Below are 26,961 nucleotides of genomic sequence, written 5' to 3'. Positions count from 1 at the left end.
CTCACTACTCACTACTCACTACTCACCCTTTGATGTATTTCATCACGACCCCCGCAGCGATATCGCCGGAAGGTTCATCAACGGCCATGCGTCTGGCCACCTCGGCAAAACCGTCCTTCTGCCATGCGCGATAGGGGGTGTCGGAAAAAAGCGCCTCCAACTGCCGCGCCAGATAGTGCGGCCGCACATATTCGTTGTAGCTTTCCGGCACGATCGGGCGATCGGCGATGAGATTGGGCAAGGCGGCGCTCCATACGGTGATCAGGCGCTGGGCAATCCGCATGACCGGATCGAGCCGGTAGCAGGAGATCATCGGCACGCCCGACAGCGCCAGTTCCAGCGACACCGTTCCCGATGCGATCAGCGCTGCATCGGCCTTGCCGAAGGCCTGCCATTTGCGTTCGGTATCAAGGATGATCTCCGGCTTCTCGTCCCAGCTTGCCACCGAAGCCCTGACTAGGTCGGCGACATGCGGCACCGTCGGCAACAGCAGGCGCAAGCGGTGTCCGCGTGCGCGTAGGATCGAGATCGCCTTGCCGAACGGGCCAACCAGCCGTCGCACCTCACCGCGACGCGAGCCGGGCAGCACAAGCAGTGTCTTCACACGATCCTCGGACAGGTCGCGCGGCAGGCTTTGCGCCTTGGCAGCGCCGAGCACGCCCGGATCGTGCGTAAGGCGATGGCCGACATAAGTGCCGGGCGGACCGCCGAGGCGGGCGAGCTCCTTCACCTCGAAAGGCAGGATGCAGAGGATATGATCGACATACGGTTTCATCGCTTCCGCCCTGCCGGGCCGCCACGCCCAGACGCTCGGGCAGACATAGTGGATGATCGGGATTGCCGGATCGGCGGCACGCACCTTCTTCGCCACGCGCAGCGAAAAATCCGGGCTGTCGATGGTGATGAGGCAGTCGGGCTTTTCACCGGCGACCGCGTCGGCCGTCTGGCTGATCCGTCGCATCAGGCGCGGCAGGTCGCGCAGGATGGCGCTCAGGCCCATCAGCGCGATCTCGCCGCCGTCGAAGAGCGGCGTGAGGCCGAGCCCCTGCAAATGCCGGCCGCCGATGCCGACGAGCCGGACCTCGCGGCCAGTCGCGCGCTTGAGCGACGCTACGATGTCGGCGCCAAGCAGGTCGCCGGATTCCTCGCCGGCGACGATGGCGATCTTCAGCGGTTTCTTAGTCGCCATGCATCGGCTCCGCAGCAGGCAGGCCGATCACGAATAGGCCGAGCGCATTGGCGCGGGCAACGACGGCAGGGCCTTCCAGAACCAGCGAGCGGCCGGCTTCGATGGCAATGCCGGCAAGTCCGGCGGCATGCGCCGCCTCGACCGTCTGCGGGCCGATGGAGGGCAGGTCGGCGCGCAACTCCTGGCCGGGCTTGGCGCATTTGACCAGGACGCCGCGCGTTCTGCCGGCCAGCCTGCCATGGTCGCGCAACTGCCTTGTTCGATCGAGCAATCCGTCAGTGCCCTCGACGCCCTCCAGCGCGATGGCGCGGCCGCCGATCGCAACAGCCGCCTGGCCGATATCCAGCGCGCCGATGGCCTTTGCCGCCGTATGCGCAGCTTCGATGTCGCGCCAATCGGATTTCCGCGGCATAGCCTTGGTCAGCGCGCCTTCGGCAGCGACCAATTCCGGCACGATCTCATGGGCGCCGACAACGTTGATGCCGCTGCGCTCGATCCTCCGCACGAACAGTTTCAGCACGGTGTCGTCGCCTTGGGTTACACCGACAAGAAGGCTGGGCACCCAGGCGAGCAGGCCGAGATTGAGGCGCATGGCGCTCAGCCGGGGACGGCGTGTGATATGGCCCGCTGTCACCAAATGGGTAACATGATGATTTTTGAGCGTCGGCAGCAGTGAGCCGACATCCTCCAGCCTCAACGTTGCCTGCTCGTAGGCGTCGAAATCGGATATGCGGTCGACCTCGCCCGCCACGATTACCACGAAGGGAGACTTACCTTGCCCACCAAGCGCCCTGGCGACTTCGACCGGCAGACTGCCGCCGCCGGCAATGATGCCGACCTTGGCGTCTGGCGCGAGATCAAGGCCCGTCCGGGTGGCCTCAATCTTCGTCATCTGCATCGTCGCCGTCGCCAGCCTTGAGCGACGGGACGGCATAGTGCCGCTTGCCGCGACTGGCGATGAAATCGATGATTTTCATGGCGGTCGGTGACGAGGCGAATTCCGCCTTGGCGAACTCGACGTTCTCGCCGACGGTTCGGGAGCGATCGAAGATCGTCCTGTAGGCCTTGCGCAGCGTATGGATCTCGGAGCGCGGCAGGCCCGCGCGCTTCAGGCCGATGATGTTGAGTCCGCGAAGGCTGGCGCGATTGCCGACGGCGATGGCGTAGGGAATGACATCCCCGACGATTGCCGAGCAACCGCCGAGAAAGGCGTTGTCGCCGACGCGGACAAACTGATGAACGGCGGTGAGGCCACCGATATAGACGTTGTCGCCGATCTCGCAATGGCCGCCCAGCGTCGCCTGATTGGCGAAGGTGGCATTCTTGCCGACGATGCAGTCATGGGCGATGTGGGCGTAGGCAAGGAAGTTGCCGTTGTCGCCAATCGTCGTCTCGCCGCGGCTGGAATCGGTGCCGAGGTGCATGGTCACGCCTTCGCGGATCGTGCAGTTCTCGCCGATGACCAGCGTGGTGCGGCCGCCCTTGTGCTTGGTGTTCTGCGGCGGCGCGCCCAGTGTCGCCATCGGATACACTTTGGTCGACGCACCGATGATGGTCGCGCCCATCACCGAGACGTGGCTGACCAGTTCGACGCGGTCGCCGATCATCGCCTCGGCGCTGATGTGGCAGAACGGCCCGATGCGGACGCCTTCGCCGATTTTTGCGCCGGCCTCGATGACCGACGATGGATGGATGACTGTCTGGATTTTCATAAGCATTCGATCGTCAGTCGCTCGTAACCATCATCGCCGAGATCTCGGCTTCCGCGGCCTTGACGCCGTCGACCAGAGCCTCGCAGGCGAATTTGAGAAGGTTGCCGCGTTTCTTGATTTTCTTCACATGGATCTTCAACTGGTCGCCGGGAACGACCGGTTTACGGAATTTGGCATTGTCGATGGTCAGGAAATAGACCAGCGAGGGTTTTTCGGTGCCAAGGCTGCGGATGCAGATGGCGCCGGCCGTCTGCGCCATCGCCTCGACGATCAGCACGCCGGGCATGACCGGCTGATCCGGGAAATGACCCTGGAAATGCGGCTCGTTTATGGTCACGTTCTTGATGCCTATAGCGGACTCGTCGCCATCGATGTCGATGATGCGGTCGATCATCAGGAACGGATAGCGATGCGGCAGGAGCTTCATCAGCCCCAATATGTCGACCGCCTCGAGCGTCGTCGCCGCCACCATCTCAGTTCTTCCCTCCGTCGCCTGATTTGCGCGCCCTGGCCAGTCTTCGCAGAGCCGCGATCTCCCGCATGGCTTCCGCCATGGGCTGCGCTGGGTACCCACCCCAAATCTCGCCCGCAGGGACGTTGCTCATGAACCCGCTTCTTGCAGCAAGCTTGGCTCCTGTCCCTATGGTCAGGTGATCTGCAAGGCCGACACCGCCACCCATGGTGACGTTGTCGCCCACCGTTACGGAACCGGAAATACCCGAAAGGCCGGCGATTATGCAGTTGCGGCCGATACGGACGTTATGAGCGATCTGCACCAGATTGTCGATCTTGGTGCCTTGACCGATGATCGTGTCGGACATGGCGCCACGATCGACCGTGGTGTTCGAGCCGATCTCGACGTCGTCCTGGATAACGACCCGGCCGATTTGCGGGACGCGCTCCGGGCCCTTGGCGCCGGCCACGAAGCCAAAACCGTCCTGGCCGATGCGGGCGCCGCCATGAATGATGACGCGGTTGCCGATAAGCGCGTACTGGATGCTGGCGCCTGGACCGACATAGCCGTCGCGGCCGAACTGGCAGGAGGGACCGATGACGGCATGAGGAGCGATGACGGTTCCGCTGCCGATAGATGCGCGGGGGCCGATGATCGCGCCGGCCTCGACGATCGCGCCGGCCTCGACATGCGCCGATGGATCGACATGGGCATGCGGCGAGATACCGGTTTCGCCGGTCATCGGCGCCGGTGTCGCAGCCGCCGGAAAAAGAAGGCGTCCGACCATCGCGAAAGCCTGTTGCGGGCGTGGATGGACCAAAACCGCGATGCCCGCCGGCGCTTTGCCGGCAAATTCGGCGGGACAGAGAACCGCCGCTGCCCGCAGCGATTGCATCAGCGCGGAGTTGCGCCTGCCATCGACGAAGACAAGAGCGTGCTCGCCGCCTTCGCTTGCCGGCGCCAAGGCTTCGATCGATATATCAGAGAGGTCGGAATCAACAAGCACCGAGCCGGTCAGATTCGCGACTTCGCCAGCCGTATACCGGCGTGATGGCGCGAAGAACACCGGATCGGTCATTCCAGAAGCTATATCCAGCTAGCGCATGACCCCGAAAATCGGAATCGATTTTCGGAAAGGATCATGCGCAAAATCAAAGTTCTACAGCGTCCTTTGCGCGTCCAAGAGGACGCGCGGCGCTGTAGTGTCGGATCACTCTCTTCCGGACGCCAACGACCCGGAAGCATCGTTGTCCGCCGATCAGAAGCGGGTCGATATACCGAAGTTGAATTCCTGCACGTCGTCGGTGTCCTCCTTGAGGACCGGAATCGCATAGTCGATGCGGATCGGGCCAAAGGGCGACGCCCACATCAGACCGACGCCAACAGAGGCGCGCCACTGCATGTCCACCGTCGACTGGTCGACCAGTGCAGTCTCGATCTTGCTGCCATAGAGCGTCGCAGCATCGGCGAACACCGCGCCGCGAAGGCCGAAGCTCTCCGGAATGACCGGCATCGGGAACTGGGCTTCCGCCGAGGCGTTGAAATAGGTGGTGCCGCCGAGATGGTCGTCGCTGGGTGCTGGGGCGGCCGGACCGATGCCGCCATAAGCGAAGCCGCGTATCATGCGGTCGCTGCTCTGGAAATGATCGAAGATGCGCAGATCGCCGGAGCCGAAGCCCTGGATATGGCCAGCCCCGCCCGAAATCACCCCCACCAGATCAAGCTGCTCCGACAATGTCTGGTAGACGCTGCCGCGCGCGGTCACCTTGACGAACTTGGCGTCGCCGCCGAGGCCGGCCACTTCCGTGGTGACATTGGCGAAGATGCCTTCATGCGGGTTCTTCATGTCGTCGATGGTGTTGTAGACCAGGCCAAGGCTGACCGACGACTTGAGCCACGGGCTTTCCGCAATGCCGTTTAGGACAGCCTGAGAGATGTCGCAGCCAGCCAGTGGATCGCAGTCATCGTCGAGCTTGTACTTTTCCTGCGCGATATTGTACGCCAGCTGCGTCGAGATGTTGTCGGTGATCGGCAGGCCGAAGCGCACTGTCGCGCCTAGCGTCTCGCTCTTATAGTCGTCGTACTCCCTGGTTCGATTGAAGACATCGAAACCGGCGGCAATGCGCCGCCCGAGGAAATAGGGCTCGGTGAAGGAGAAGCTGTAGTCGCGCGAATTCCTGCCGCCGCCCGCCGATAGTTTGATGAACTGGCCGCGTCCGAGGAAGTTGCGCTCGGTGATCGATCCCTCGACGGACGGGCCTGACGTGTCGCCGCCTGTCGAATAGCCGGCGCCAATCGAGAACTCGCCGGTCGATTTTTCGACCACGTCGACCACGAGCACCACCTGGTCTGGCTCAGAGCCGGGAACGGTGGAAACTTCGACTTTTTCAAAATAATCGAGCGCTTCCAGCCGCTTCTTCGCGCGCTGGATGAGAACCTGGTTGAAGGCATCGCCCTCGCTCACGTCGAATTCGCGGCGAATGACATAGTCGCGTGTCCGGTCGTTGCCGCGAATCTCGATGCGCTCGACATAGGCCTTGGTGCCCTGGTCGATCGTATAGACCACTGAAATGGTGTGGTTCTCGAAATTGCGGTCGCCGCGCGGCGTCACCTGGGCGAAGGGATAGCCGGAACCGGCGACCCTCTCGGTCAACGCAATGATGGTGTCTTCGACGTTCTCAGCGTTGTAGACGTCGCCCTTGTGGGTTTCGACCGCCGACTGCAGCGATGCAGCGTCGACCTCGGGAATCGTGCTCTCGACGCTGACGTCGCCGAAGGTGTAGCGGTCGCCCTCCTGCACGGTGATGGTCACCGTGTACTTGTTGGTGGTTTCGTCGAGTTCGCCGACCGCGGAAATCACCTGGAAGTCAGCATAGCCGTGATTGTAATAAAAACGGCGCAGCAGCTCCTCGTCGGCGCGCAGCTTATCTTCGTCATAGACGTCGTCGCGCAGCACGAACGAAAGGATGGACGAGCGCTTGGTGGAGATGACGTCGGACAGGCGACGGCTCGAGTAGGCACTGTTGCCGACGAAATTGATCGCGGCGATCTGCGTGCGGCCGCCTTCGTTGATGTTGAAGACCACGTTCACGCGGTTGTCGCCGAGGTCCATAATCTGGGTGGTCACGGCGGCGTCGTCGCGGCCGATACGCCTGTAGGCAGCCTTGACCGCCTCGACATCGGCATCGAGCGCCTGCTGCGAGAACGTTCCACGCGGCTTCAACTGGACCGCGGCCGCAAGGGCGTTGTCCTTGAGCTTCTTGTTGCCCTGGAACAGCACCTGGTTCACGACCTGATATTCGGAAACCTTGATGACCAGCGACGAACCGACCTGGTTGATCTGGACGTCCGAGAACAGCCCGGTGCCGAACAGCGCCTTGACCGCATCGTCGATATCGGAACTGGAAAATGGCTTGCCGGGCTTGATCGTGACGTAGTTGCGGATCGTGTCGGCGTCGACACGCTGATTGCCGCTGACTTCAACTCTTGAAACAACAGCGGCCTCTGCCGCCGATGTGGCAACGAACTGTACTGCGAGCGCACCTGGTACGACCAGGGCGGCGGACAGGGCCACCGCAGACGCGGCGCTCAGAAACTTGGATGCTGCCTTCATCGGGCTTTTGTACCTTTTCTCGAAGTCCCCACGGCGAGAAAACCGGACGTGCGGTAAATTCCCCTACCGTATTAACCGGATTTTCCCTACACGCAAGGCTCCTGGTTAATTTGTATTTACTTAACCCTGTTGCGTGGCTTTCGCGTCACGCATATCCCCATGCATGGTAAACGGCGTCTCAACATTGGCTGTGCCGAAGCCAAATTTCTTCATGATTTCAGCATCCAAAAAGGTCGTTCCAGAAAACGAACCCCATGAAGCCCAAGACGAGAAGCAGGCCGGCCCTGTAACCCATTTCCATCATCCGTTCCGACACCGGTCGCCGAATGACGGCCTCCACGCCGTAGAACAGGAGATGGCCGCCGTCGAGGGGGGGAATCGGCAAAAGGTTGAGAATACCGATCCCGACCGACAACAGCGCAACAAGTTGCACAAGCCAGTCGAAGCCCAGTTTTGCCGCCTGCCCCGACATCTTTGCGATCTTGATTGGACCGCCCAGCTGGCATTTGTCTTCGCGACCGACGACGAAACGCTGCAGGAACTGGCCGGTACCCTGGATGATGTGGCCGGTTTCCTCGACCGCGGCAGCCAGTGCGCCAGCCGGGCTGTAGGTGATCAGGCGCGGTTGGCCGAATTCCTGGTTGTTGACGACGCCGATCACGGCCACCTTGACCTTGTTGCCCAGCGCGTCTTCCTGTTCCATTAACCGCGGCGTCGCCGTAACGGTGATCTCCTTGCCGTCGCGCAGCATGACGAAGGTGATGGCGTCGCCGCCGCGGCCCGAGACCCGGCGCTGGACGTCGGCGAAGGTCTGGACCTTGCTGCCGTCGACGCTGACGAATCGGTCCCCGGGCAGGATCCCGGCCTGCGCCGCCGGACTGTCGGCGGTGACTTCAGCCACCATCGGCTCCATCACAGGGCGGCCATAGGCGGTAAACAGCACCGCGAAGACGGCGATCGTCAACAGGAAATTGAACAGCGGACCGGCCACCACAGTCGCGGCGCGCTTCCAGACCGGCTGCGTGTGAAACGCGATCTTGCGCTCGGCATCGGTCAGCGTTTCGAGCTCCTCCGAGCTGGGTTGGCTCGATGTGGCGTTCATGTCGCCGACGAATTTGACGTAGCCGCCGAGTGGTATGGCGCAGAGTTTCCAGCGCGTGCCATGGCTGTCATTGAAGCCGAAGAGTTCCGGGCCGAAGCCGATCGAAAAGACTTTCACGCCGATGCCGCACCAGCGGCCGACGAGATAATGGCCCATCTCGTGGACGAACACGACTACGGTCAGCACGAACAGGAACGGCACCAGCGTGCCGAGGACAAAGCCTTCCGTGCTGAAAACCGCGTGAAGAATCTCGTTCAACTCATGTCCTCAAATTCGTCCGCAGCACGGTCGTACCGCGACTGTGGCATCAATCCAGGCGAATCCATGGCGCATCCTGCGCAGGTCAAGAAACCAGGCCGGGAATCAATGCTGGTCAAGCTGGAAACAGCCCCTGTGCCGGATGGTCGGCGGTCGCCGAAATCCAGCCGATGACGTACAGGGCGAAAGCCGCCGCGACAAGCCCGTCGACCCGGTCCATGACGCCGCCATGGCCCGGTATCAGCGTGCCCGAATCCTTACGGTTGTGGCGGCGCTTCACCCATGATTCGAAAAGGTCGCCGGCCTGGGAGACGAGCGAAAGCACGAGCGCGACGACGCTGAGCACTGCGAGATTGCCGGCTCCGGCCGCGGCCGCCAGAAGCAGCCCGGCAACCATGCCGCCGACGGCGCCGCCGAGGGCCCCGCTCTGCGTCTTGCCGGGCGAGATCGATGGTGCAAGCTTCGGACCGCCGACAGCGCGGCCGACGAAAAAGGCTGATATGTCGGTCGCCCAAACCACCGCGAACAGGAAGAGAATGGCGACGAGGCCGGGATGATCGCCGTCACGCAAAAGAGCAAGTGACAGTCCGGAAATGGCGGCATAGGCAAGGCCGGACGCGTCCCACTGTCCCGCCTGGCGCATCGAAGTCTGGCGCATCGAACCCACGGCCACGGTGACAACGACCATCACTGCCACAAGAAGCAGAAGCCATGACGCAGGCAAGCCGGCGACCAAACCGCCGACGAAAACCAGAAGCAGCGCTTCCGGCAGAAAACCAAGACCCGTGGCGGCAACCGGGCGGCACATTCGTGACCATTCGTAGAAGATCAGAATCGTCATGGCCGCGCAAAGCAACCGGAAGGGCAGTCCGCCCAGCCAGGTCAGGCTGAGTGTGACGACCGCAAGCACGATGGCAGAAATAACCCGAAGCTGGAGGTTGCTCATCCCTTGGCCGTCACGGCGACGTCTTGAGCGCCCAGACCGCCGAAACGGCGCTCGCGACTGGCAAAGTCACGCAATGCGTCGGCCAAATGCTCGCGGCTGAAATCGGGCCAGTAGCAAGGCAGGAAGACAAGCTCGCTATAGGCCGCTTGCCACAGAAGGAAATTCGACAGCCTGAGCTCGCCGCTGGTACGGATGACCAGTTCCGGATCCGGAATACCCTGGGTGTCGAGAGAGCCGGCAAAGGATTCGGCCGTGATCGCCTCGCTGTCGAGCTCGCCGCGCGCCACCGCCGAGGCAAGCTTGCGCGCTGTGCGCACGATCTCGTCGCGTCCGCCATAGTTGAAAGCGATGACCAGGGTCAGCGCGTCGTTGTGGACGGTCAGGGTTTCGGCCTCTTCAAGCAGGGTCCTGATGTCAGGCTGCAGCCCTGCCCTGTCGCCGATGATCCTGACCCGCACGCCGTTTTGGTGCAGTTCGGCGAGATCGCGGCGAATGAAGATTTTCAACAGGCCCATCAGGTCGCTGACTTCGGACTTCGGCCGCGACCAGTTTTCCGACGAGAAGGCGTAGACGGTCAGGAACGAGATGCCAAGGCCAGGAGCGGCGCGCACCGTGTTGCGCAGCGCCTCGACGCCGGCACGATGCCCAGCAAGCCGTGGCAAGCCACGCGCCTTGGCCCAGCGTCCGTTTCCGTCCATGATGATCGCGACATGCGCGGGGCTTGTCATGTTCTCGCTTTCGAGCCAGCAGTGGCCAGACCCTAAACCTGCATGATTTCAGCTTCCTTATCGGAAAGCAGATGGTCGATGGTGCTGATCGTCTCGTCGGTGAGTTTCTGAACCTGGTCGGACCGCTTGCGATGATCGTCTTCGCTTATATCGCCGTCCTTTTCCGCCTTTTTGAGAAACTCCATGCCGTCCCGGCGCACGTGGCGCACGGCTATACGGGCATTCTCTGCATAACCGTGCGAGATCTTGACCAGTTCCTTGCGGCGCTGTTCGTTGAGCTCGGGCAGCGGAATTCTGAGATTGGTGCCATCGACTATCGGATTGAAGCCGAGATTGGATTCACGGATGGCGCGATCGACCGCGCCGACCATCGACTTATCCCAGACCGAAACCGAAATCATGCGCGGCTCCGGCACCGACACGTTTGCCACTTGGTTGATCGGCATGGTGGTGCCGTAGGCCTGCACCTGGATCGCGTCGAGCAGGTTGCTCGAAGCGCGGCCGGTCCGCAGCGAAGCCAGATCGTGCTTGAACGCAGCGATTGCCCCGTCCATGCGCCGTTTGAGATCATCGTATTCGCCACTCATCATCGTCTCCTCGACCCGTTAGCCGGGTTCACTTCAGGGTAATCCCGTATTCAAGCCTCAATCCGAAAACCGGTTCCCGCTTTTCGCCTACGGGAAACCTTCGGTTCGGGATCGGGCTCCCGATCAGTCGTCCGTGACGACCGTGCAACGGCCGCCGCCCCTCAGAATATCACCGAAACCACCCTTCTCGTGGATCGAATAGACGATTATCGGAATGTTGTTTTCGCGCGCAAGTGCAATCGCGGCCGTATCCATGATCGAAAGACCGCGTCTTATGACTTCGCCATGGCTGATGCGCTCGAAGCGGGTCGCATTCGGGTCCTTCTTGGGATCTGCCGAATAAACGCCGTCGACCTGCGTACCCTTGAACAGCGCATCGGCGCCGATTTCTGCCGCGCGCAGCGCCGCGGCCGAATCGGTGGTGAAGAAAGGATTGCCGGTGCCGCCGGCGAAAATGACGACCTTGCCCTGGTTCATGTAGGCGGTCGCTTGGCGCTGCGAAAAGCTCTCGCAAAGCTCAGGCATGGCGATTGCCGACAGCACCACCGCGTCGACGCCGATCTTGTTCAGCGAAGTGCGCAGTGCCAGCGAGTTGATGACGGTGGCGAGCATGCCCATGTGGTCGCCGGTGACCCGGTCACCTCCCTTGGACGCAACCGCCACGCCGCGAAAGATGTTGCCGCCGCCGATGACGATGCCGACCTCGATGCCCAGGGCGCGGGCCTCGGCGATGTCGGCGGCGATGCGATCGACTACCGACACGTCGATGCCGAAATGCTGCTCGCCCATCAACGCTTCGCCAGATGCTTTCAGCAAGACACGTCGGTAGAGGGGCTTCACCGTCATCTGGTCCTCATTATCGTGCGTGTGACGCGCCGCGGGCTGCCGCCGCGCAGGCGCTGCCCCGAAACATTGGGTTCCGATACACGAAGGGCGCCGCGATGTCACGCGGCGCCCGAACCGGAAAACTCTCTTCCAGCCTTTAGCTTACGCCGGCAAATGCACCTTGCATGAGCAGATCCGGGCATGAGCAGATCCGGCAGATAGCCAACCGGCCTGTCGCCGGCCGCACCGCGCAAGAAATCGGCCGGGCATCCTCGCGGACACCCGGCCATAAAGTCATTTCAGAAAGATAGGCTGCGGTTTACTTCTTGACCGCCGCCGCGACTTCCGCCGCAAAATCGGTCTCTTCCTTCTCGATGCCCTCGCCGAGCGCGAAGCGCAGATAGGCAGTGATCTTGGCCGGTGCGCCGATTTCCTTCTCGGCATCCTGCAGCGCCTTCTCGACGGTGATGTCGGGATTGAGCACGAAAGCCTGCTTGAGCAGCACGACCTCTTCGTAGAACTTGCGCAGACGGCCCTCGACCATCTTCTCGATGATCGCCTCCGGCTTGCCGGACTGGCGCGCCTGGTCGGCGAAGATCGCCTTCTCGCGCTCGACCGCGGCCGGATCGAGCTGCTCCGTCGTCAGCGCCATCGGGTTGGTGGCGGCGACATGCATGGCGACCTGACGGGCAAAGGCGTTGGCGGCCTGCGCGTTGCCTGTCGTCTCGATGGCGACCAGCACGCCGAGCTTGCCAAGGCCGTCGGCAACCGCATTGTGGACGTAGGTCGCGACAGCGCCGTGCTCGACCGTGAGCTTGGCCGAACGGCGGAAGCCAAGATTCTCACCGATTGTGCCGACAGCGTCCTTGATGGTGTCGGCAACCGACTTGTCGGAACCCGGATACGGGGCGGCTGTGACGGCCTCGGTCTTGCCGCCATAGGCGAGCGCGACCTTGGCGACCTTGGCGACGATCTCCTGGAAGGCGGAGTTGCGGGCAACGAAGTCGGTCTCAGAATTGACCTCGACGACCGCCGCCTCGCGGATACCGGAATCGACGCCGATCAGGCCTTCGGCCGCGGTACGGCCAGCCTTCTTGTCGGCCTTGGAAATGCCCTTCTTGCGCAGCCAGTCGACGGCCTCTTCCATGTTGCCGTTGGTCTCGTTCAACGCCGCCTTGCAGTCCATCATGCCCGCGCCGGTCAAGTCGCGGAGTTCTTTGACCTGTGCAGCCGAAATACTCATTGTCGCCTCTTTGTTTAAAATGCACCGACGCACCACCGGTCCTCGATGATGCGCCTGGCGCCAGCGCTTAGCGCGCCAGAATATGAAAAAGATGAAGGCCGAAACCGGCCTTCCCTGTTATGCTTCCGGTGTCCGGGCAGCCGGTGTCTCGGCGGTCGGCGTCGGCTCGAGTGCCGGCTCGATCGGGGCCTCGGCCAAAGCGCCAACGTCGACGCCAAGCGCGCCCTGCTGGCGAGCAATGCCGTCGATTGCAGCCTTGGCGATCAGATCGCAATAGAGCTGGATGGCGCGGGCCGCGTCATCATTGCCGGGGATCGGGAAATCGATCTTGTCCGGGTCGCAGTTGGAATCGATGATGGCGACGACCGGGATGCCGAGGCGCTTGGCCTCGAGGATGGCGATCGCTTCCTTGTTGGTGTCGATCACGAACATCAGGTCGGGCGTCGAGCCCATGTCCTTGATGCCGCCCAGCGCCTTGTCGAGCTTCTCGCGCTCGCGATCGAGGTTGAGGCGCTCCTTCTTGGTGAGCCCCTGGGCCTCGCCAGCCAGCATCTCGTCGAGCTTGCGCAGGCGCTGGATGGAATTCGAGATCGTCTTCCAGTTGGTCATCATGCCGCCGAGCCAGCGGGAGTTGACATAGTACTGGGCCGAGCGCTGCGCGGCGTCGGCGACGATCTCGGACGCCTGGCGCTTGGTGCCGACGAACAGCACGCGGCCACCCTTGGCGACGGTGTCGGAAACCTGCTTCAGCGCCTGGTGCAGCAGCGGCACCGTCTGCGAGAGGTCGATGATGTGGATGTTGTTGCGGGCGCCATAGATATAGGGCGCCATCTTCGGGTTCCAGCGGTGAGTCTGGTGGCCGAAGTGAATGCCAGCTTCCAAAAGCTGGCGCATGCTGAAATCAGGCAGAGCCATTCTCGAGTATCCTTTCCGGTTAGCCTCCACGGACACAGGCATTTTTGGACTTTGTCCTCGAACGCCACCGGAGGTTTCAGCCGGATTTCTCCCGGGCAGACACCAAAGTCCGTGTGTGGAATGAGCGCGCATATAGAGGGGATGCGCGGCAAACGCAAGCGCTGCGGTGTCTTGCGGCTCAGCATGCGGCGATCAGCGCACCCGGGCTATGGTCGTATCTTCCCCTTCGGCACGCGGACACGCCGGAAAACAGCAACGATCTCTTCGCGGCTGCATTCGATGGCGCCTAGCCGCACCGCGCGGTCGCGCTCGAAGCCGGTTATGTCATAATGCGGCGCCGATGTCTTCGGCGGCCCCTGATAGGACGAGCGCTTGACGCCGAGCTGTGCTGCAAAACGATGCAGCTCGTCGGTGTCGTCGGCCAGCAGATGACACCAGCGGTGGCCGACCCATTTCCAGATCGCCGCGTCGACATACACCGCCATTAGGTTTGCCGCACTCCTTCATCTTGCGCCGACCAGCGGAGCCGCAGTTCACCTGGGGCCAAGATCCAAACGTTAGCGATGATAGAAGGGATTCGGATAGAAAATGAAGCCGCCGGCGGCTTCGAGTTCGGCTACTGACGTGGTGACAGCCGCCTGCATACGGCTGTGAAGTTCGGCGAGCGCATCGTCGATCGAGCCCCGAAAGGCATGCAATCCCAACGGTTCCGGCACCCGGATATGCGCGCAGCGCGGCCCGGCCGGCTGCGGCACGAAGCGGTTGATCGTGTCGCGCAGCGTGCCCTTGCAATAGTCGTTGCGGACGCGCTTCAGATGCTCGGCGATCTCCTCTTGCGTGATGCGCGAGTTAACTGAGGCCCACGGTCCGACGCGCTGGAGACGCTGGATCGTGTCCGCCAGCGTGCGGACCTGTTTTTGTCTCTCAGCGTCGCCGGTGTTTTCCCGCAGCCAGCAGCGCGACCGGCGCAAAAGCTCGGCGATCTCGTTGGCGCCGGGATCGAACGAAATGCCCTCCCCCAGGCGCCGGCTCAATTCGAGCAGCAGTTGCGTCTGACGCGCTGCATACGAAGCCCGTTCGTCGGGCGCCATGCCACAGGCAATCTCATCGCGCGACAGCAACGTCGCATAGACATGGTGGACGCGCTCCGGCAGCGTATCGGCGGCACGGCGTTCGATCTTCAGGCTCTTCTCGACATACGCGCATTCCTGCGCCAGCGCCGGCTCGACATTTTTGGTGAAGGCGAGCTTCCAGACAACCGGCGCGATCCAAATCCTACAATCCTGATCCGTGGCGCGACCGCGCTTAAGCGCTTCGAACCCCATCTCGACCGCCCCCGGAAGGAGCGAACCGACGACATTTGCATGCCAGCCGACGCCGCCTTCGGGATGCAAGAGAACACCATGCCCTTTCAGCGCCCAGGCGATCGAGTGTTCCTTGGCGGCCCCACTGTTGCCGGGAATCTGGGCGATCAGATTGTTGGCCAGCCAGAATTTCTGCATGATCCGGCCGAGGCCGTTGACGACGCCATGCGTGGCCCAGGATGCCGCGAGCGGACTGACCTGCGAGACAATCTCCTTGTCGATCATCCAGTCGGTAAAGAATTCCGGATGGTTGGGCGTGATGAACGTCGCCTTGCCGGCGCCGCAACAGGCCTTCAGCCGCTGCCGGTCGTCGTCGGGAAAGTCGATATGACGGACATTGGCGACGCCGCGCAATCCGGCCAGGCGGTTGAACGGCAACAGGTCGCGAAACCCGGGAATGCCATGCAGCATGACAACCCGGTTGACTACAGTCATGATCCTGATCAGCGCCGGATTGGGCCTCGGCGCCACGAACACATCGATTCTGCTCAACCCACCCCCCGATCGACCCATCGGCGTAGAAGTTGAGATGCAATTGCGGCGTGTTCAAGTCATGGCGCATGACCCTAAAAATCGGAATCGATTTTCGGAAAGGATCATGCGCAAAATCAAAGTGCTACAGTGTCCTTTGCGCGGCCAAGAACGCGCGGCGCTGTAGGCGCCGCCTTGCGGGCGTGGTTAACCTGAAGCCTATTTCGGCGGACAGGCTTTCGACTGATCGAACAACGACAGATTGACCAGCTTGCCGGTCATCGAGAACTCGCCATAGTCCATGACGAGGTCGCGCGTGATGCCGTTGTCATGCAGCTTGAAGCTGATCCGGTACTCCGGCACCTCCTCGCCTGACTTGTCGGTGCCGTCGAAATAGGCGATGTCGACTGGCCAGTATTTGTCGGTGGCGAGTTTCGCCAATGCCGGCGCTTCCGGATCAGCTTTGTCGGCATCGGCTTTCTTGCCGACGACGACGGTGGTGGTCATCACTTTGTCGGCATCTTCCGAGCCGTCGAACAGGTTGGTTTCGTAGAAATTTTCGCCCTTTTCGGCCTTGTCGATCAGTTCGGCCAGATGCTGGGTCGGAAACTGGGTGGCAGCGAGTTCGAGGCTGCTCTTCTCCGGCTTGTCGATGTCGACCTTGAGGCCCTTCGTCTCCTTCGTCGCGGTGCCCTTGACCTCCTTGTCGAGGTTCTGGTCGACGAAGGATTTTGTCACGAACGAGAACGTCTTGCCTTCGGCGTCCTCGAAAGTGGTCGTCTGCTGGTCGGTCAGCTTTGTTGCATTGTCGTTGGTGGCAATCTGGGTGACGAAGCGGAACTTCACCGTGTAGCCTTCGCAAGGTGAGCCGTTGAACTCATAGACCATGCGGCCGGAAATGCCGGTAATGCCGGAGCGATCGGAGGCTTTGTCCAGGCTCAGATCGTAAACCGCGCGATGCGCTTGCAGCACCGGTACGGCAAAAGCCGGCGCCATCGAGAACACCGCTGGCAGCAGGACAGCGTGGAATGCGAGGCGTGTTGCGCGCATGAGGGGCTCCGATCATCGCGCCTGATGGCAGGCCGCAGGAAAGAGGGTCCAGCTTAAAAAAAGTCGTGGCGGAAGCGAGGCAAAAATAGCAATTTTGGCCCGGCCTGCCCGGCGTCATCAAGCAATAGGGAAATACCATGAGCGAAACAATCGAAAAGCGGCTAAGCGATCTCGGCGTGACGCTTCCGGTCGCAGCCGCGCCCGCCGCCAATTACGTGCCCTATTCCAGGTCAGGCAATCTGCTGTTCACCGCCGGACAGCTGCCGCTCAGCGAGGGCAAGCTGCAGGCGAGCGGACTGCTCGGCCGCGATGTCGACACCGCAAGCGGCAAGGAAGCGGCAAAATACTGCGCAATCAACATATTGGCGCAGGCCAAGGCAGCCCTTGGCGATCTTGAGAAAATCCGCCGCCTGGTGAAGATCACCGTCTTCGTCGCCTCGGCACCGGATTTTGTCGAACAGCACCTGGTTGCCAACGGCGCCTCGGATTTTCTGGTTGCAGTGCTCGGCGATCACGGCAAACATGCCCGCTCCGCCGTCGGCGCCGCCTCCCTGCCGCTTAATGCCGCAGTGGAAATCGAAGCCATCTTCGAAGTCGAATGAGCCAGTCATGACCGATCTTTCCTGGCTGACCGCCCGACCCGTTGCCCATCGCGGCCTCCACGACATGAACAAGACGCGGTGGGAGAACACGCTTTCCGCCTTTGCCGCGGCAGCCGAACGCGGCTATGCGATCGAATGCGATGTGCATCTGTCGTCTGACCGCATCCCGGTCGTGATTCACGACAGCGATCTGAAGCGGCTGACCGGCCAGGACGGCTTCGTCTGGCAGCGAACGGCAGCGGAGATGACGGCGCTCAGGGTTGGCGGCACATCAGACCATCTACCGACTCTGCAGCAGGCACTCGACCTGGTCGATGGTCGTGTGCCGATGGTCGTCGAGCTGAAAGGGGTCCCCGGCCGGGACGAAGGTCTGGTGGAAAGCGTCGGCGAGATGCTCAAGCACTACAAGGGCAAGGCGGCGATCATGTCGTTCGACCACTGGCTGATCCGCGATTTCCCGAAACACGCGCCCGGCATTCCGGGCGGGCTGACCGCTTACGGCAATGACGTCAAGCTGATCGAGGCGCATTTCGCCATGCTGGCGCACGACATCGCCTTCGCCTCCTACGCCGCCGGCGACCTGCCGAACCAGTTTGTCAGTTTCGTGCGCGAAAGGCTCAAAATGCCGGTCATCACATGGACCGTGCTCGACCAACCGGCGGTCGACCTGACCTTTAGATATGCCGACCAAATGACATTCGAAGGATTCGAACCCGATCTTGTACAGGTCGCTTGAACCGGCTTGCATGGACCGGCACGGAGCTTAAATAAGCCTCATGGATCAAGGCGATGAAGGCGACGGGCAAACGGCGAATGGAGCGTATGCGATCCGGGTTGCCTCCGGCATCGGAGCCTTCACCTGCGCGGAATGGGATGGCCTCGGCGGTACCGCACGCGGCGATACAGAAAACGGCTACAACCCCCTCGTTTCGTTCGCTTTTCTGAGCGCGCTTGAAGATTCGGGCTGCGCCGTGCAGCGCACCGGTTGGAGGGGCCATCATCTCAGGCTGGAGACAGCGCAGGGAAAACTGCTCGGTGCCGTTCCCTGCTACCTGAAATCGCACAGCCAGGGCGAGTATGTTTTCGATCACGGCTGGTCCGACGCGTTCGAGCGCGTCGGCGGGCGTTATTACCCAAAACTGCAATGCGCCGTGCCGTTCACGCCGGTCACCGGTCCTCGCCTGCTGGTCAACAAGGGCGAGGACAGTCGCGCCGTGAAAGCCGGCTTGGCAGAAGGCCTTAAGGCGGTGACGGACAAGCTCGGCGTCTCTTCCGCGCACGTAACCTTCGCGCAGCAGAAGGATGTCGGGGCGCTGGAAGCGGCGGGTTTCCTGCACCGCACCGACCAGCAGTTCCACTTCTTCAACGAAGGTTTTTCGACCTACGACGATTTTCTCGCCACTCTGGCGTCGCGCAAGCGCAAGGCCATGAAGAAGGAGCGGCGCGAGGCGCTCGCCCACGGCATCTCGATCGACTGGCTGACCGGCAGGGATCTCACCGAAAGGATCTGGGACGACTTCTTTGCCTTCTACATGGATACCGGCAGCAGGAAATGGGGGCGGCCCTACCTCAACCGCGAGTTTTTCTCGATGATCGGCGAGCGCATGGCCGGCGACATCCTGCTGGTGATGGCCAAGCGCAATGGACGCTACATTGCCGGCGCTATCAATTTCATCGGTTCCGATGCGCTCTACGGCCGCAACTGGGGCTGCATCGAAGACCATCCGTTCCTGCATTTCGAGGTCTGCTATCACCAGGCGATCGACTTCGCGATCGACCGTAAGCTGAAAGTGGTCGAAGCCGGCGCGCAAGGCGAGCACAAGCTGGCGCGCGGCTATAGGCCGGTGACCATGCATTCGGCGCATTACATCGCGCATCCCGGCTTGCGCAACGCGGTCGCCGACTATCTCAGGCGCGAGCAGCGCGAAGTGGAGCGGATGGGCGACTATCTTGAAGAGCACACGCCGTTCCGCAAGGATCTGGCGGACGGTTAGGGCGACGCGTCCAATTGGACGCAAAAAGCATGCTCTAACACTTTGAATCTCCGCATCGTACTTTCCGAAAATCGATTCCGATTTTCGGGTTTGATGCGGTAGAGCAAGGCACAATCCGGAGCGCACGCCATGGCTGACCCCACCTACGACAGCAACAATATCTTCGCGAAAATCCTGCGCGGTGAAATCCCGTCGCATCGCGTCTATGAAGATGACGCGATCGTTGCCTTCATGGATGTAATGCCGCAAGGGCCAGGTCATACGCTGGTTGTGCCGAAGGCGCAGTCGCGCAACCTGCTTGACGCGGACCCGGCAGTATTCTGCCCGCTCTTCGCCGTCGTGCAGAAGGTGGCGTTGGCGGTGAAGAAGGCCTTCGGCGCCGATGGTGTCACCATCCTGCAGTTCAACGAGCCTGCTTCGGGCCAGACCGTCTACCACCTCCATGTCCATGTCATTCCGCGCTTCCAGGGAATCCCTTTGAAGCCGCATAGCGGGCAGATGGAGAAACCGGAAGTGTTGACTGAGAACGCTGACAAGATACGAACAGAGCTGGGAAGCTGAAGCCGGGCGTCGCGCACAACGCCTCCAGCATCCACTACCTCTTTATCCAATAAAAAAGCCCCGTTTCCGGGGCTTTTTTAGTTTTCAGGCCATCACCCTTTGCGGGGCAGTTGCGGCACCAAGCTGCGCTTGCCGCCATCTTTGCCCTTGGGCTCCGCCTTCTGCGCGATCGCCTTTTTCGCGACGGGCTTCTTGCTGGCAGCTTTCTTGAGTTTCGGCGTGTCGTCCGGTTCTTCCTTCTTCGGCTTGACCGGCGCCTCGTCCGCGAGCGACTCGAGCTTCAGGCCGGTCTCGCCGGTCTCCTTCTTCTCGACGGTGACACGCACCGTGCCGCCCTTCTTGAGCTTACCGAACAGCACCTCGTCGGCCAGCGGCTTCTTGATGTGCTCCTGGATGACGCGGCCGAGCGGCCGTGCTCCCATGCGCTCGTCGTAGCCCTTCTCGGCCAGCCAGGCGATCGCTTCCTGCGACAGGTCGAAGGTGACGCCACGCTCGGAGAGCTGGGCCTCGAGCTGCATGACGAACTTCTGCACCACCTGATGGATGACCGGAACCGGCAGCGAGCCGAACGGGATGATCGCATCCAGACGGTTGCGGAATTCCGGCGTGAACAGCCGGTTGATCGCCTCGACATCGTCGCCTTCGCGCTTGGTCGAGCCGAACCCGATCGCCGCGCGTTGCGCATCAGAGGCGCCCGCATTGGTGGTCATGATCAGGATGACGTTGCGGAAGTCGATCTGCTTGCCGTTGTGGTCGGTCAGCTTGCCGTGGTCCATGACCTGCAGCAGGATGTTGAACAGGTCCGGATGCGCCTTCTCGACCTCGTCCAGCAACAGCACGCAATGCGGATGCTGGTCGACGCCGTCGGTCAACAGGCCGCCCTGGTCGAAGCCGACATAGCCGGGAGGCGCGCCGATCAGCCGCGAGACGGTGTGGCGTTCCATATATTCCGACATGTCGAAGCGGATCAGCTCGACACCGAGCGAGGCGGCGAGCTGCTTTGCCACTTCGGTCTTGCCGACGCCGGTCGGTCCCGAGAACAGGTAGGAGCCGATAGGCTTCTCCGGTTCGCGCAGGCCGGCCCGCGCCAGTTTGATCGCCGAGGTCAATGCCGTGATCGCGGTGTCCTGACCGTAGACGACACGTTTCAACTCAACGTCGAGACCGGCCAGCACCTTCTCGTCGTCGGCGGAAACCGTCTTCGGCGGAATGCGGGCGATGGTGGCGATCGTCGCTTCGATCTCCTTGATGCCGATAGTCTTCTTTCGCTTGGCCTCCGGCACCAGCATCTGCGAGGCGCCGGTCTCGTCGATCACGTCGATTGCCTTGTCCGGCAGCTTGCGGTCGTTGATGTAGCGCGCCGACAGTTCGACCGAAGCCTTGATCGCCTCAGCCGTGTAGCGAACCTTGTGGAACTCCTCGAAATACGGCTTCAGACCCTTCATGATCTCGATGGCGTCCTCGATGGTCGGCTCGTTGACGTCGATCTTCTGGAAGCGCCGCACCAAAGCGCGGTCCTTCTCGAAAAACTGGCGGAACTCCTTGTAGGTGGTCGAGCCGATGCAGCGGATCGTTCCGGACGACAGCGCCGGCTTCAACAGGTTCGACGCATCCATGGCGCCGCCCGACGTCGCCCCTGCCCCGATCACGGTGTGGATCTCGTCGATGAACAGAACCGCGCCCGGATAATCCTCGAGTTCCTTGACGACCTGCTTCAGCCGCTCCTCGAAATCGCCGCGATAGCGGGTGCCGGCCAGCAATGTTCCCATGTCGAGCGCAAAGATGGTGGCGTTGTGCAGCACTTCCGGCACGTCACCCTCGACGATGCGCTTGGCAAGGCCCTCGGCAATCGCCGTCTTGCCGACGCCGGGGTCGCCGACATAGAGCGGATTGTTCTTGGAGCGGCGGCACAGCACCTGGATGGTGCGGTTGATCTCGGACCCGCGGCCGATCAGCGGATCGATCTTGCCGGCCTTGGCCTTGTTGTTCAGATTGATGCAATAGGCGGTGAGCGCGTCCTGCTGCTGCTTTTTCTTGCCGCCGTCCTCTTGCGGCTCGGCGCCGCTCTGGCCGCCCTGCTCGTCGTCGGCGCCGCGCGGCGACCGCGTCTCGGATGCGCCGGGACGCTTGGCGATGCCATGCGAAATGTAGTTGACCGCGTCGTAGCGGGTCATCTGCTGTTCCTGCAGGAAATAGGCGGCATGGCTCTCACGCTCGGCGAAGATCGCAACGAGCACGTTGGCGCCGGAGACTTCCTCGCGGCCGGACGACTGCACATGGATCACCGCGCGCTGGATGACGCGCTGGAAACCGGCCGTCGGCTTGGAATCCTCGTCGTAGCCGGTGACGAGATTGTCGAGCTCGGTGTCGATATAGGTGAGAACCGTGTGCTTCAGCTCGTCGAGATCGACGTTGCAGGCGCGCATGACCGCGGCCGCCTCGGTGTCGTCGATGAGAGCGAGCAGCAAATGTTCAAGGGTTGCGTATTCGTGGTGCCGCTCATTGGCGAGCGTCAGCGCCTGGTGAAGCGCCTTTTCCAGGCCTTGGGAGAAAGCCGGCATGTTACCTCACTTCTTCTCCATCACGCATTGCAGCGGATGCTGATTCTGTCGGGCGAAATCCATGACCTGAGACACTTTGGTCTCGGCCACCTCGAATGTATAGACCCCGCACTCGCCCACTCCATGATTGTGAACATGTAGCATGATGCGTGTGGCGGCTTCACGGTCCTTCTGGAAAAAACGCTCCAGTACGTGAACCACGAATTCCATGGGCGTATAGTCGTCGTTGAGAATGAGGACCCGATAAAGGCTAGGCTTCTTGGTCTTGGTTTTGGTGCGCGTGATGACAGCCGTGCCGCGACCGGCCTCATTGCCGTCGTTGCCGTTTTGCATCCGCACCACATCTCTCATGGCAGTCAAACCAATCGTCACGTAGCCCTGCCTTTTCGAATCCCCATACGAGTTCGACATGTAGGTCTTCGATGAACGATTTTAAGCCCTTCTGTTTAGCTGACAATATGGCTAGGTGGCCAAACTTGGCCGATTTTCGAAATCGTGAAGGCGGCAGAGCCCCCTGATTTCAAATTGCCATGAAAAAACCCGGCCGCGCGTTCGCGACCGGGTCTGTCTTGCAGGCCCGAGGGCCATCTTCACATTATAGCGAGATTACTTCGCTTTTGCGACGATTGATTCGAACGGCTTGTAGGCTTCTTTGGCGAGTTCGGCATAGAGATCGCCTATCTTGGTCGCTTCGGCGACGAAGGCTTCGTACGACTGCTTGGCAAAATCGGACTGGATCTCGATCGCCTTCTCCAGCGACTTGGCCGACAAAAGTTTCTCGGCTGCTGCGCTGCCGGCCTCGAAGCTTCTCTTGGTGTACTCGCCCGCCTCGGTGGCGATGGCCTGCGCACCCTTGGAAAGGGATGCGAAGCTCTTCAAGCCGGTGTCGGCAAACTCCTTGCCGTATTTGCTGAAATCTTCATAGGTCTGGGTCATTTCACGCTCCCTTGACAGTTGCCGTTGAACGGTGGACGCGCCCTGTCCGGGGCCGCGTTGTGCAATGCAAGTTATATATTGTGCACTGCACAAAAAGTCAATGTTTCGCCGAGCGCGGTTCCGGGCGACCGGCCCGGCGTGCAGGCCCAGCCACCGGCAATCGCTAAAATTCGAATAAAGGGAAGCTCAAGCCCGAAGAAAATGGTGAACACGATGGTTACCATAAACGGATTGGTAACGCTGACCGCGATAGCTTGGCTCGAAGTGAGGCAGGACCTTTGCCGCCTCCAGCAACAAAAAATTCAAAGGAACTATCGGTGCGTCAGGCGTTGTCGGGCATTCTCTCCAAATCCGCGTCCTCTTTAAAAACGATCATGATCCTCGCTTTGGCGATGACATTCGTCGTTGCCGACGCTGCTTCGTCCATGGCAGCGAGGTCGGCGGCCATCGTCATCGATGCCAAGACCGGCAAGGTGCTCTATTCTTCGAATGCCGATGGTCGGCGCTATCCGGCCTCGCTCACCAAGATGATGACGCTTTACCTGGCCTTCGAGGCCATGGCGAACGGCAAGATCAGCAAGAACTCCCGGGTCGTCTTTTCGGCCAATGCTGCTGCTGAACCGCCGACGAAACTCGGCGTCGGACGGGGCGGCGCGATCACGGTCGAGACCGCGATCCTGTCGATGGTGACCAAGTCGGCAAACGACTCGGCGACGGCGCTCGGCGAGCTTCTCGGCGGCAATGAAGCCAATTTCGCCCATATGATGACAGCCAAGGCGCGGGCGCTGGGCATGAAGGGGACCGTTTTCCGCAACGCCCACGGCTTGCCAAACCCCGGTCAGTTCACGACCGCGCGCGACATGGCGGTGCTCGGCATCGCGCTGCGGGAGCATTTTCCCCAGTATTACGGCTATTTCTCGCAGCGTTCCTTTCTCTACGGCCGGAGGCGCATCAACGGCCATAACCGCCTGCTTGGGCGCATCAAGGGCGTCGACGGCATCAAGACCGGTTACACCCGCGCCTCCGGCTACAATCTCGTTTCCTCGGTCGACGACGGCGATCGCCGCATCGTGGCGGTGGTGATAGGCGGGAAATCCGGCGGCAGCCGCGACAACCAGATGGCCGCATTAATCAAAACCTACATGCCGAAGGCGTCGTCGCGCGGCAGCGGCATGCTGGTCGCCAAGGCCGGCAGCGGCAACCCGATCAGCGCCCTGGCAAAAGTGTTCCTGCCCAAGCGCGACGCGCCGACGCCGGACAGCCGGCCGGACGACGATGCCCCGGACGATGATACCATTGCCTCGCTAGTTGAGGAAACCGACCCCGCCGTTGAAGAAGCCACCCCCGTCGTCCAGACCAGGCCCGTCTCTCAGACCAAGAAGGTCGACACAGTGGCCGCGGCCACGGCGGACGATGTCGCGACGGCAAGGGTCGCAGCAGCCTACGCCGAACCGGCGGCGGTCGATCCCGTCAACACGGCATCGGTGCCGTCCGGCTGGGCAGTCCAGGTCGCCTCTTCGCCAAAACAATCCGAAGCCCAGGCTCTCCTGGACGAGACGAGCAAGCAGGCGCCTTCGATCCTCGCCGATGCCACAGGTTTCACCGTCGCCTTCGAAAAGGACGGCGTCACCTATTACCGCGCCCGGTTCGGCTTTGGTTCGAAGACCGCTGCCTGGAAAGCCTGCAACGCCCTGAAGAAAAAGAAAATCGAGTGCTACGCCGTCCAGCAGTAGACGGCGTCGAAAACATCTCCCGGAAAAATTTCTGCGTCGAAGGAGACTAGTTGTGATTGGAGAGCAAGACGTCCTTGGCTTCATTGATCCGCGCCGCCAGAAAAGACGTGCCGCCGATATCGGGGTGCAGGCGCTGCATCAGGCGGCGGTGCGCCTTGCGGACATCCGCCGCGGCGGCCCCCGCTTCAAGACCAAGGATCTTGTAGGCCTCCTCCTTAGTCATGGCGCCCGAACCTGGCGAAACACCCAGCCCTTCGCCACCATTCGCCTCAGCGTCTTTGCGCCAGATGGGAAATCTGCCGTCAAGATACGTCTCTAGCAACTGGCGGCTCTCCGGGTCGCCGGGGAGCTCGCGATAAAGTTGCTGCAACTCCGAAAAGCTCATCGTGCCAAGCATCTTGCCTTCATGGCGGCCGGCGAGCACGAGCCCCTCCAGATTGCCGGTATCGTGATCAAGCTCCATTTCGAGTGCCGCGGTGCGCACCGTCGAATGCTTGCCCGGCTCCAGTTTCGCCGTCGGCCGCTTCATCCGCATGGAGCCATACCAGGCGAGCGCCGTCGACAGGATCAAGCCGCCGATACCTTCGCGTCCGACCAGAAGCACGGCGACGCCGATCAGCGCCAGCAGGACGGGCCCAAGTGTCCTCATCCCGTTTGCGAGTCTCGCGGGGTCGGCGCGGAGAAAGATCGTGGCCACGCCGAGCAGCACCAAAAGCAACGCCACGAATGCGATAATCGCGCCCATTATTTTCTGCTGCTCCGCAGATGCTCGATCATCAGCCGGTCTTCCGGCCTGCCCCTGGCCTCCAGTGCCTTCAGCCCGCCGGTTGCAAACACGGCGACCGCCGAAAGCAGGCTGGCCAAGGTTGCGGCGGCCCGCCGATCAAATCGGAACCAAGCACCTTTGGACAGCCGCGCAATCTCCTTAAATGCCTTTTCTGCGCCGGCATCATGGCCCTCCTGAAAGACGAAGACAGGAACGCCGTGCAGGCCGAGGCTGCCGGCCTTTTCGGCCAGATCGTCTATGTTTTCTTCCATCGCGTCGCCGATATAGACCAGCGCATTCACCCTGGCCGCCGCCGTCTGTTTCAGCGCATGGGCGAGAACCTTGCCGATCTGGGTTTGGCCGCTGCGGCATTCGATCCGCGTCATCAGCTGCTTCAGCGCGTCCGTATCGGTGACGAATCCAGATGAGCGGCACTCGCCAAGACCACGAAAATAAACCAATTGAACCTTCAGCGCTCCGGCCTTGCCGACGGCGTCGAACATCTCGCCCTGCAGCGCACAGGCAAGGTCCCAGGTCGGCTGGCGGCTCATCGTCGCGTCGAGCGAGAGTATCAGCCTGCCAGAACCGGTCGCGGACGCAGCGAGCGTCCTTGCCTGACGGATAAAGGCGTCGATCTCGCCAGTGCTTGATTGGGACTCGACCGGCGCAGGATTGGCCTTTGCGGGCACGGGCTGCTTCTTGTCGCTCATGACATTCAAGATGTGGCGTTGTCGCACAGCTTGCAAGCCCAGCATGAGGCGATCTGGAGGGCCAGCGATCACGGCAGCTTTGAATTTGGGGGACCTTCCTAGAGAAGGCCGAGATCGGCAAGCTCGCGCCTGAGTTTCGGCGGCATCTCGACCAATCCCGCTTTACCCTTGCCGAGATCGGCCGGTGCGTCCGACGGTTTCAGGTAGCGCCAGCCTTGAAAGGCGCGGCGCGGCTGCCATTCGGTGCGCACCACCGCGGGATCGAGCATCAGATAACAGCGGCCTATGCCCTCGTCATCGGTGAAAGGACGGATTTCCGTGATCAACTGGCGGCATTGCACATTGCCCTTGATCACCCAGTAGAGGGAACCGCCATCGGTGACCTCGGCGCCGCGCGTCGGCATCATGCGGGTGGTGTGGTAATGCTCGACCGGTTCACCGGCGCGCCGCCGTTCGTCGAGGCGGAAGGCAATCCACTCTTCGAGATCTTCAACGCTGTCGCAGCCGACGCAGAGCTTTATGAGATTAAGAGACATGAATTAAGGTTTAGTCCGGCGTGCGAAGGCGTCAACGGCCTGGTCGACTTTCTCCACAGTGCCAGTCTTCGCAGTGCTGTTCTCCACAGTGCCAATCCCCAGTGC

The 26,961-nt window shown here is 61.6% G+C and carries 27 protein-coding genes; 5 read left to right on the top strand and 22 right to left on the bottom strand.

From position 1 onward, the window contains the following. Nucleotides 1–22 precede the first annotated feature (22 nt). The 16 genes from lpxB to ACWUKX_RS22950 all read right to left on the bottom strand — a co-directional run bounded on the left by lpxB (nucleotide 23) and on the right by ACWUKX_RS22950 (nucleotide 16,457). Nucleotides 23–1,189 carry a lipid-A-disaccharide synthase gene (gene lpxB, locus ACWUKX_RS23025; protein ID WP_456009163.1) on the bottom strand — a complete coding sequence of 389 codons (1,167 nt, stop codon included), beginning with the start codon at nucleotides 1,187–1,189 and terminating at the stop codon, nucleotides 23–25. Continuing rightward, nucleotides 1,179–2,081, bottom strand: coding sequence for an LpxI family protein (locus ACWUKX_RS23020; RefSeq protein WP_456009162.1), 903 nt, complete (start codon nucleotides 2,079–2,081; stop codon nucleotides 1,179–1,181). Before ACWUKX_RS23020 ends, lpxB begins: the two co-directional genes overlap by 11 nt. After that, nucleotides 2,068–2,901, bottom strand: coding sequence for an acyl-ACP--UDP-N-acetylglucosamine O-acyltransferase (gene lpxA / locus ACWUKX_RS23015; RefSeq protein WP_456009160.1), 834 nt, complete (start codon nucleotides 2,899–2,901; stop codon nucleotides 2,068–2,070). Before lpxA ends, ACWUKX_RS23020 begins: the two co-directional genes overlap by 14 nt. Before the next feature lie 13 nt (nucleotides 2,902–2,914). Next, nucleotides 2,915–3,373, bottom strand: a complete 459-nt coding sequence (fabZ, locus tag ACWUKX_RS23010; RefSeq protein WP_095520391.1) for a 3-hydroxyacyl-ACP dehydratase FabZ — start codon at nucleotides 3,371–3,373, stop codon at nucleotides 2,915–2,917. A 1-nt stretch (nucleotide 3,374) separates the two neighbouring features. After that, the gene (gene lpxD / locus ACWUKX_RS23005; protein WP_456009158.1) at nucleotides 3,375–4,433 is read right to left on the bottom strand and encodes a UDP-3-O-(3-hydroxymyristoyl)glucosamine N-acyltransferase; all 1,059 of its coding nucleotides are present in this window, start codon (nucleotides 4,431–4,433) and stop codon (nucleotides 3,375–3,377) included. A 180-nt stretch (nucleotides 4,434–4,613) separates the two neighbouring features. Next, entirely contained in the window at nucleotides 4,614–6,968 is a 2,355-nt protein-coding gene (bamA, locus tag ACWUKX_RS23000) for an outer membrane protein assembly factor BamA (protein WP_456009157.1), read from the bottom strand. Between the two features lie 217 nt (nucleotides 6,969–7,185). Then, on the bottom strand, nucleotides 7,186–8,328 hold the full coding sequence (gene rseP / locus ACWUKX_RS22995) for an RIP metalloprotease RseP (protein ID WP_456009155.1): 1,143 nt from the start codon (nucleotides 8,326–8,328) through the stop codon (nucleotides 7,186–7,188). 115 nt (nucleotides 8,329–8,443) lie between these two features. Next, nucleotides 8,444–9,274 (bottom strand): phosphatidate cytidylyltransferase, encoded by an 831-nt coding sequence (locus ACWUKX_RS22990; protein ID WP_456009153.1) that lies wholly within the window; start codon nucleotides 9,272–9,274, stop codon nucleotides 8,444–8,446. After that, nucleotides 9,271–10,002, bottom strand: a complete 732-nt coding sequence (locus ACWUKX_RS22985; protein ID WP_029352770.1) for an isoprenyl transferase — start codon at nucleotides 10,000–10,002, stop codon at nucleotides 9,271–9,273. The genes ACWUKX_RS22990 and ACWUKX_RS22985 overlap by 4 nt, the downstream gene beginning before the upstream one ends. A 32-nt stretch (nucleotides 10,003–10,034) precedes the next feature. Further along, entirely contained in the window at nucleotides 10,035–10,589 is a 555-nt protein-coding gene (gene frr / locus ACWUKX_RS22980) for a ribosome recycling factor (RefSeq protein WP_036267909.1), read from the bottom strand. Nucleotides 10,590–10,712: 123 nt separating this feature from the next. Beyond that, nucleotides 10,713–11,435: a UMP kinase gene (gene pyrH / locus ACWUKX_RS22975; RefSeq protein WP_029352773.1), complete on the bottom strand. Its 723-nt coding sequence runs from the start codon at nucleotides 11,433–11,435 to the stop codon at nucleotides 10,713–10,715. Nucleotides 11,436–11,733: 298 nt separating this feature from the next. Further along, nucleotides 11,734–12,657 (bottom strand): translation elongation factor Ts, encoded by a 924-nt coding sequence (gene tsf, locus ACWUKX_RS22970; protein WP_456009151.1) that lies wholly within the window; start codon nucleotides 12,655–12,657, stop codon nucleotides 11,734–11,736. A 117-nt stretch (nucleotides 12,658–12,774) separates the two neighbouring features. After that, nucleotides 12,775–13,572, bottom strand: coding sequence for a 30S ribosomal protein S2 (gene rpsB, locus ACWUKX_RS22965; protein ID WP_456009149.1), 798 nt, complete (start codon nucleotides 13,570–13,572; stop codon nucleotides 12,775–12,777). Nucleotides 13,573–13,778: 206 nt separating this feature from the next. After that, on the bottom strand, nucleotides 13,779–14,057 hold the full coding sequence (locus ACWUKX_RS22960; protein ID WP_029352779.1) for a DUF4031 domain-containing protein: 279 nt from the start codon (nucleotides 14,055–14,057) through the stop codon (nucleotides 13,779–13,781). Between the two features lie 72 nt (nucleotides 14,058–14,129). Continuing rightward, nucleotides 14,130–15,428 (bottom strand): hypothetical protein, encoded by a 1,299-nt coding sequence (locus ACWUKX_RS22955; RefSeq protein WP_456009147.1) that lies wholly within the window; start codon nucleotides 15,426–15,428, stop codon nucleotides 14,130–14,132. Nucleotides 15,429–15,626: 198 nt separating this feature from the next. After that, nucleotides 15,627–16,457, bottom strand: a complete 831-nt coding sequence (locus ACWUKX_RS22950) for a cell envelope integrity EipB family protein (RefSeq protein WP_456009145.1) — start codon at nucleotides 16,455–16,457, stop codon at nucleotides 15,627–15,629. Nucleotides 16,458–16,594: 137 nt separating this feature from the next. Between ACWUKX_RS22950 and ACWUKX_RS22945 the strand changes: the two genes are divergently transcribed. The 4 genes from ACWUKX_RS22945 to ACWUKX_RS22930 all read left to right on the top strand — a co-directional run bounded on the left by ACWUKX_RS22945 (nucleotide 16,595) and on the right by ACWUKX_RS22930 (nucleotide 19,614). Beyond that, nucleotides 16,595–17,059 (top strand): RidA family protein, encoded by a 465-nt coding sequence (locus ACWUKX_RS22945; RefSeq protein ID WP_095492859.1) that lies wholly within the window; start codon nucleotides 16,595–16,597, stop codon nucleotides 17,057–17,059. Nucleotides 17,060–17,066: 7 nt separating this feature from the next. Next, complete coding sequence (locus tag ACWUKX_RS22940; protein WP_456009143.1) at nucleotides 17,067–17,795, top strand: glycerophosphodiester phosphodiesterase; 729 nt, start codon at nucleotides 17,067–17,069, stop codon at nucleotides 17,793–17,795. A gap of 40 nt (nucleotides 17,796–17,835) precedes the next feature. Then, nucleotides 17,836–19,053 (top strand): GNAT family N-acetyltransferase, encoded by a 1,218-nt coding sequence (locus ACWUKX_RS22935; protein WP_456009141.1) that lies wholly within the window; start codon nucleotides 17,836–17,838, stop codon nucleotides 19,051–19,053. 129 nt (nucleotides 19,054–19,182) lie between these two features. Continuing rightward, nucleotides 19,183–19,614 (top strand): HIT family protein, encoded by a 432-nt coding sequence (locus tag ACWUKX_RS22930; protein ID WP_456009139.1) that lies wholly within the window; start codon nucleotides 19,183–19,185, stop codon nucleotides 19,612–19,614. A gap of 92 nt (nucleotides 19,615–19,706) precedes the next feature. On the opposite strand, the gene clpA is transcribed toward ACWUKX_RS22930, so the two are convergent. The 3 genes from clpA to ACWUKX_RS22915 form a co-directional block, all read right to left on the bottom strand. Beyond that, on the bottom strand, nucleotides 19,707–22,175 hold the full coding sequence (gene clpA / locus ACWUKX_RS22925; RefSeq protein WP_029352793.1) for an ATP-dependent Clp protease ATP-binding subunit ClpA: 2,469 nt from the start codon (nucleotides 22,173–22,175) through the stop codon (nucleotides 19,707–19,709). 6 nt (nucleotides 22,176–22,181) lie between these two features. Then, nucleotides 22,182–22,508 (bottom strand): ATP-dependent Clp protease adapter ClpS, encoded by a 327-nt coding sequence (gene clpS / locus ACWUKX_RS22920; RefSeq protein ID WP_029352795.1) that lies wholly within the window; start codon nucleotides 22,506–22,508, stop codon nucleotides 22,182–22,184. 273 nt (nucleotides 22,509–22,781) lie between these two features. Beyond that, nucleotides 22,782–23,111 (bottom strand): phasin family protein, encoded by a 330-nt coding sequence (locus ACWUKX_RS22915; RefSeq protein WP_456009138.1) that lies wholly within the window; start codon nucleotides 23,109–23,111, stop codon nucleotides 22,782–22,784. A gap of 317 nt (nucleotides 23,112–23,428) precedes the next feature. On the opposite strand from ACWUKX_RS22915, the gene ACWUKX_RS22910 reads away from it, so the two are divergent. Continuing rightward, on the top strand, nucleotides 23,429–24,844 hold the full coding sequence (locus ACWUKX_RS22910; protein ID WP_456009136.1) for a D-alanyl-D-alanine carboxypeptidase: 1,416 nt from the start codon (nucleotides 23,429–23,431) through the stop codon (nucleotides 24,842–24,844). Between the two features lie 46 nt (nucleotides 24,845–24,890). On the opposite strand, the gene ACWUKX_RS22905 is transcribed toward ACWUKX_RS22910, so the two are convergent. The 3 genes from ACWUKX_RS22905 to ACWUKX_RS22895 form a co-directional block, all read right to left on the bottom strand. Further along, nucleotides 24,891–25,589, bottom strand: coding sequence for a DnaJ domain-containing protein (locus ACWUKX_RS22905; protein ID WP_456009135.1), 699 nt, complete (start codon nucleotides 25,587–25,589; stop codon nucleotides 24,891–24,893). Continuing rightward, nucleotides 25,589–26,320 carry a VWA domain-containing protein gene (locus ACWUKX_RS22900; protein WP_456009134.1) on the bottom strand — a complete coding sequence of 244 codons (732 nt, stop codon included), beginning with the start codon at nucleotides 26,318–26,320 and terminating at the stop codon, nucleotides 25,589–25,591. Before ACWUKX_RS22900 ends, ACWUKX_RS22905 begins: the two co-directional genes overlap by 1 nt. Nucleotides 26,321–26,418: 98 nt before the next feature. After that, on the bottom strand, nucleotides 26,419–26,856 hold the full coding sequence (locus tag ACWUKX_RS22895; protein ID WP_456009132.1) for a DUF1489 family protein: 438 nt from the start codon (nucleotides 26,854–26,856) through the stop codon (nucleotides 26,419–26,421). Nucleotides 26,857–26,961: the final 105 nt, after the last annotated feature.

The organism is Mesorhizobium sp. f-mel, from assembly GCF_053850215.1.
This window is presented reverse-complemented; position numbering and strand designations above follow the sequence as displayed.

Excerpts from the sequence above, each read along its gene's own strand:
- lpxB (WP_456009163.1), bottom strand. The coding sequence starts at position 1,189 with ATGGCGACTAAGAAACCGCTGAAGATCGCCATCGTCGCCGGCGAGGAA.
- ACWUKX_RS23020 (WP_456009162.1), bottom strand. The coding sequence starts at position 2,081 with ATGACGAAGATTGAGGCCACCCGGACGGGCCTTGATCTCGCGCCAGAC.
- lpxA (WP_456009160.1), bottom strand. The coding sequence starts at position 2,901 with ATGAAAATCCAGACAGTCATCCATCCATCGTCGGTCATCGAGGCCGGC.
- fabZ (WP_095520391.1), bottom strand. The coding sequence starts at position 3,373 with ATGGTGGCGGCGACGACGCTCGAGGCGGTCGACATATTGGGGCTGATG.
- lpxD (WP_456009158.1), bottom strand. The coding sequence starts at position 4,433 with ATGACCGATCCGGTGTTCTTCGCGCCATCACGCCGGTATACGGCTGGC.
- bamA (WP_456009157.1), bottom strand. The coding sequence starts at position 6,968 with ATGAAGGCAGCATCCAAGTTTCTGAGCGCCGCGTCTGCGGTGGCCCTG.
- ACWUKX_RS22990 (WP_456009153.1), bottom strand. The coding sequence starts at position 9,274 with ATGAGCAACCTCCAGCTTCGGGTTATTTCTGCCATCGTGCTTGCGGTC.
- ACWUKX_RS22985 (WP_029352770.1), bottom strand. The coding sequence starts at position 10,002 with ATGACAAGCCCCGCGCATGTCGCGATCATCATGGACGGAAACGGACGC.
- frr (WP_036267909.1), bottom strand. The coding sequence starts at position 10,589 with ATGAGTGGCGAATACGATGATCTCAAACGGCGCATGGACGGGGCAATC.
- pyrH (WP_029352773.1), bottom strand. The coding sequence starts at position 11,435 with ATGACGGTGAAGCCCCTCTACCGACGTGTCTTGCTGAAAGCATCTGGC.
- tsf (WP_456009151.1), bottom strand. The coding sequence starts at position 12,657 with ATGAGTATTTCGGCTGCACAGGTCAAAGAACTCCGCGACTTGACCGGC.
- rpsB (WP_456009149.1), bottom strand. The coding sequence starts at position 13,572 with ATGGCTCTGCCTGATTTCAGCATGCGCCAGCTTTTGGAAGCTGGCATT.
- ACWUKX_RS22960 (WP_029352779.1), bottom strand. The coding sequence starts at position 14,057 with ATGGCGGTGTATGTCGACGCGGCGATCTGGAAATGGGTCGGCCACCGC.
- ACWUKX_RS22950 (WP_456009145.1), bottom strand. The coding sequence starts at position 16,457 with ATGCGCGCAACACGCCTCGCATTCCACGCTGTCCTGCTGCCAGCGGTG.
- ACWUKX_RS22945 (WP_095492859.1), top strand. The coding sequence starts at position 16,595 with ATGAGCGAAACAATCGAAAAGCGGCTAAGCGATCTCGGCGTGACGCTT.
- ACWUKX_RS22940 (WP_456009143.1), top strand. The coding sequence starts at position 17,067 with ATGACCGATCTTTCCTGGCTGACCGCCCGACCCGTTGCCCATCGCGGC.
- ACWUKX_RS22935 (WP_456009141.1), top strand. The coding sequence starts at position 17,836 with ATGGATCAAGGCGATGAAGGCGACGGGCAAACGGCGAATGGAGCGTAT.
- ACWUKX_RS22930 (WP_456009139.1), top strand. The coding sequence starts at position 19,183 with ATGGCTGACCCCACCTACGACAGCAACAATATCTTCGCGAAAATCCTG.
- clpA (WP_029352793.1), bottom strand. The coding sequence starts at position 22,175 with ATGCCGGCTTTCTCCCAAGGCCTGGAAAAGGCGCTTCACCAGGCGCTG.
- clpS (WP_029352795.1), bottom strand. The coding sequence starts at position 22,508 with ATGCAAAACGGCAACGACGGCAATGAGGCCGGTCGCGGCACGGCTGTC.
- ACWUKX_RS22915 (WP_456009138.1), bottom strand. The coding sequence starts at position 23,111 with ATGACCCAGACCTATGAAGATTTCAGCAAATACGGCAAGGAGTTTGCC.
- ACWUKX_RS22905 (WP_456009135.1), bottom strand. The coding sequence starts at position 25,589 with ATGGGCGCGATTATCGCATTCGTGGCGTTGCTTTTGGTGCTGCTCGGC.
- ACWUKX_RS22900 (WP_456009134.1), bottom strand. The coding sequence starts at position 26,320 with ATGAGCGACAAGAAGCAGCCCGTGCCCGCAAAGGCCAATCCTGCGCCG.
- ACWUKX_RS22895 (WP_456009132.1), bottom strand. The coding sequence starts at position 26,856 with ATGTCTCTTAATCTCATAAAGCTCTGCGTCGGCTGCGACAGCGTTGAA.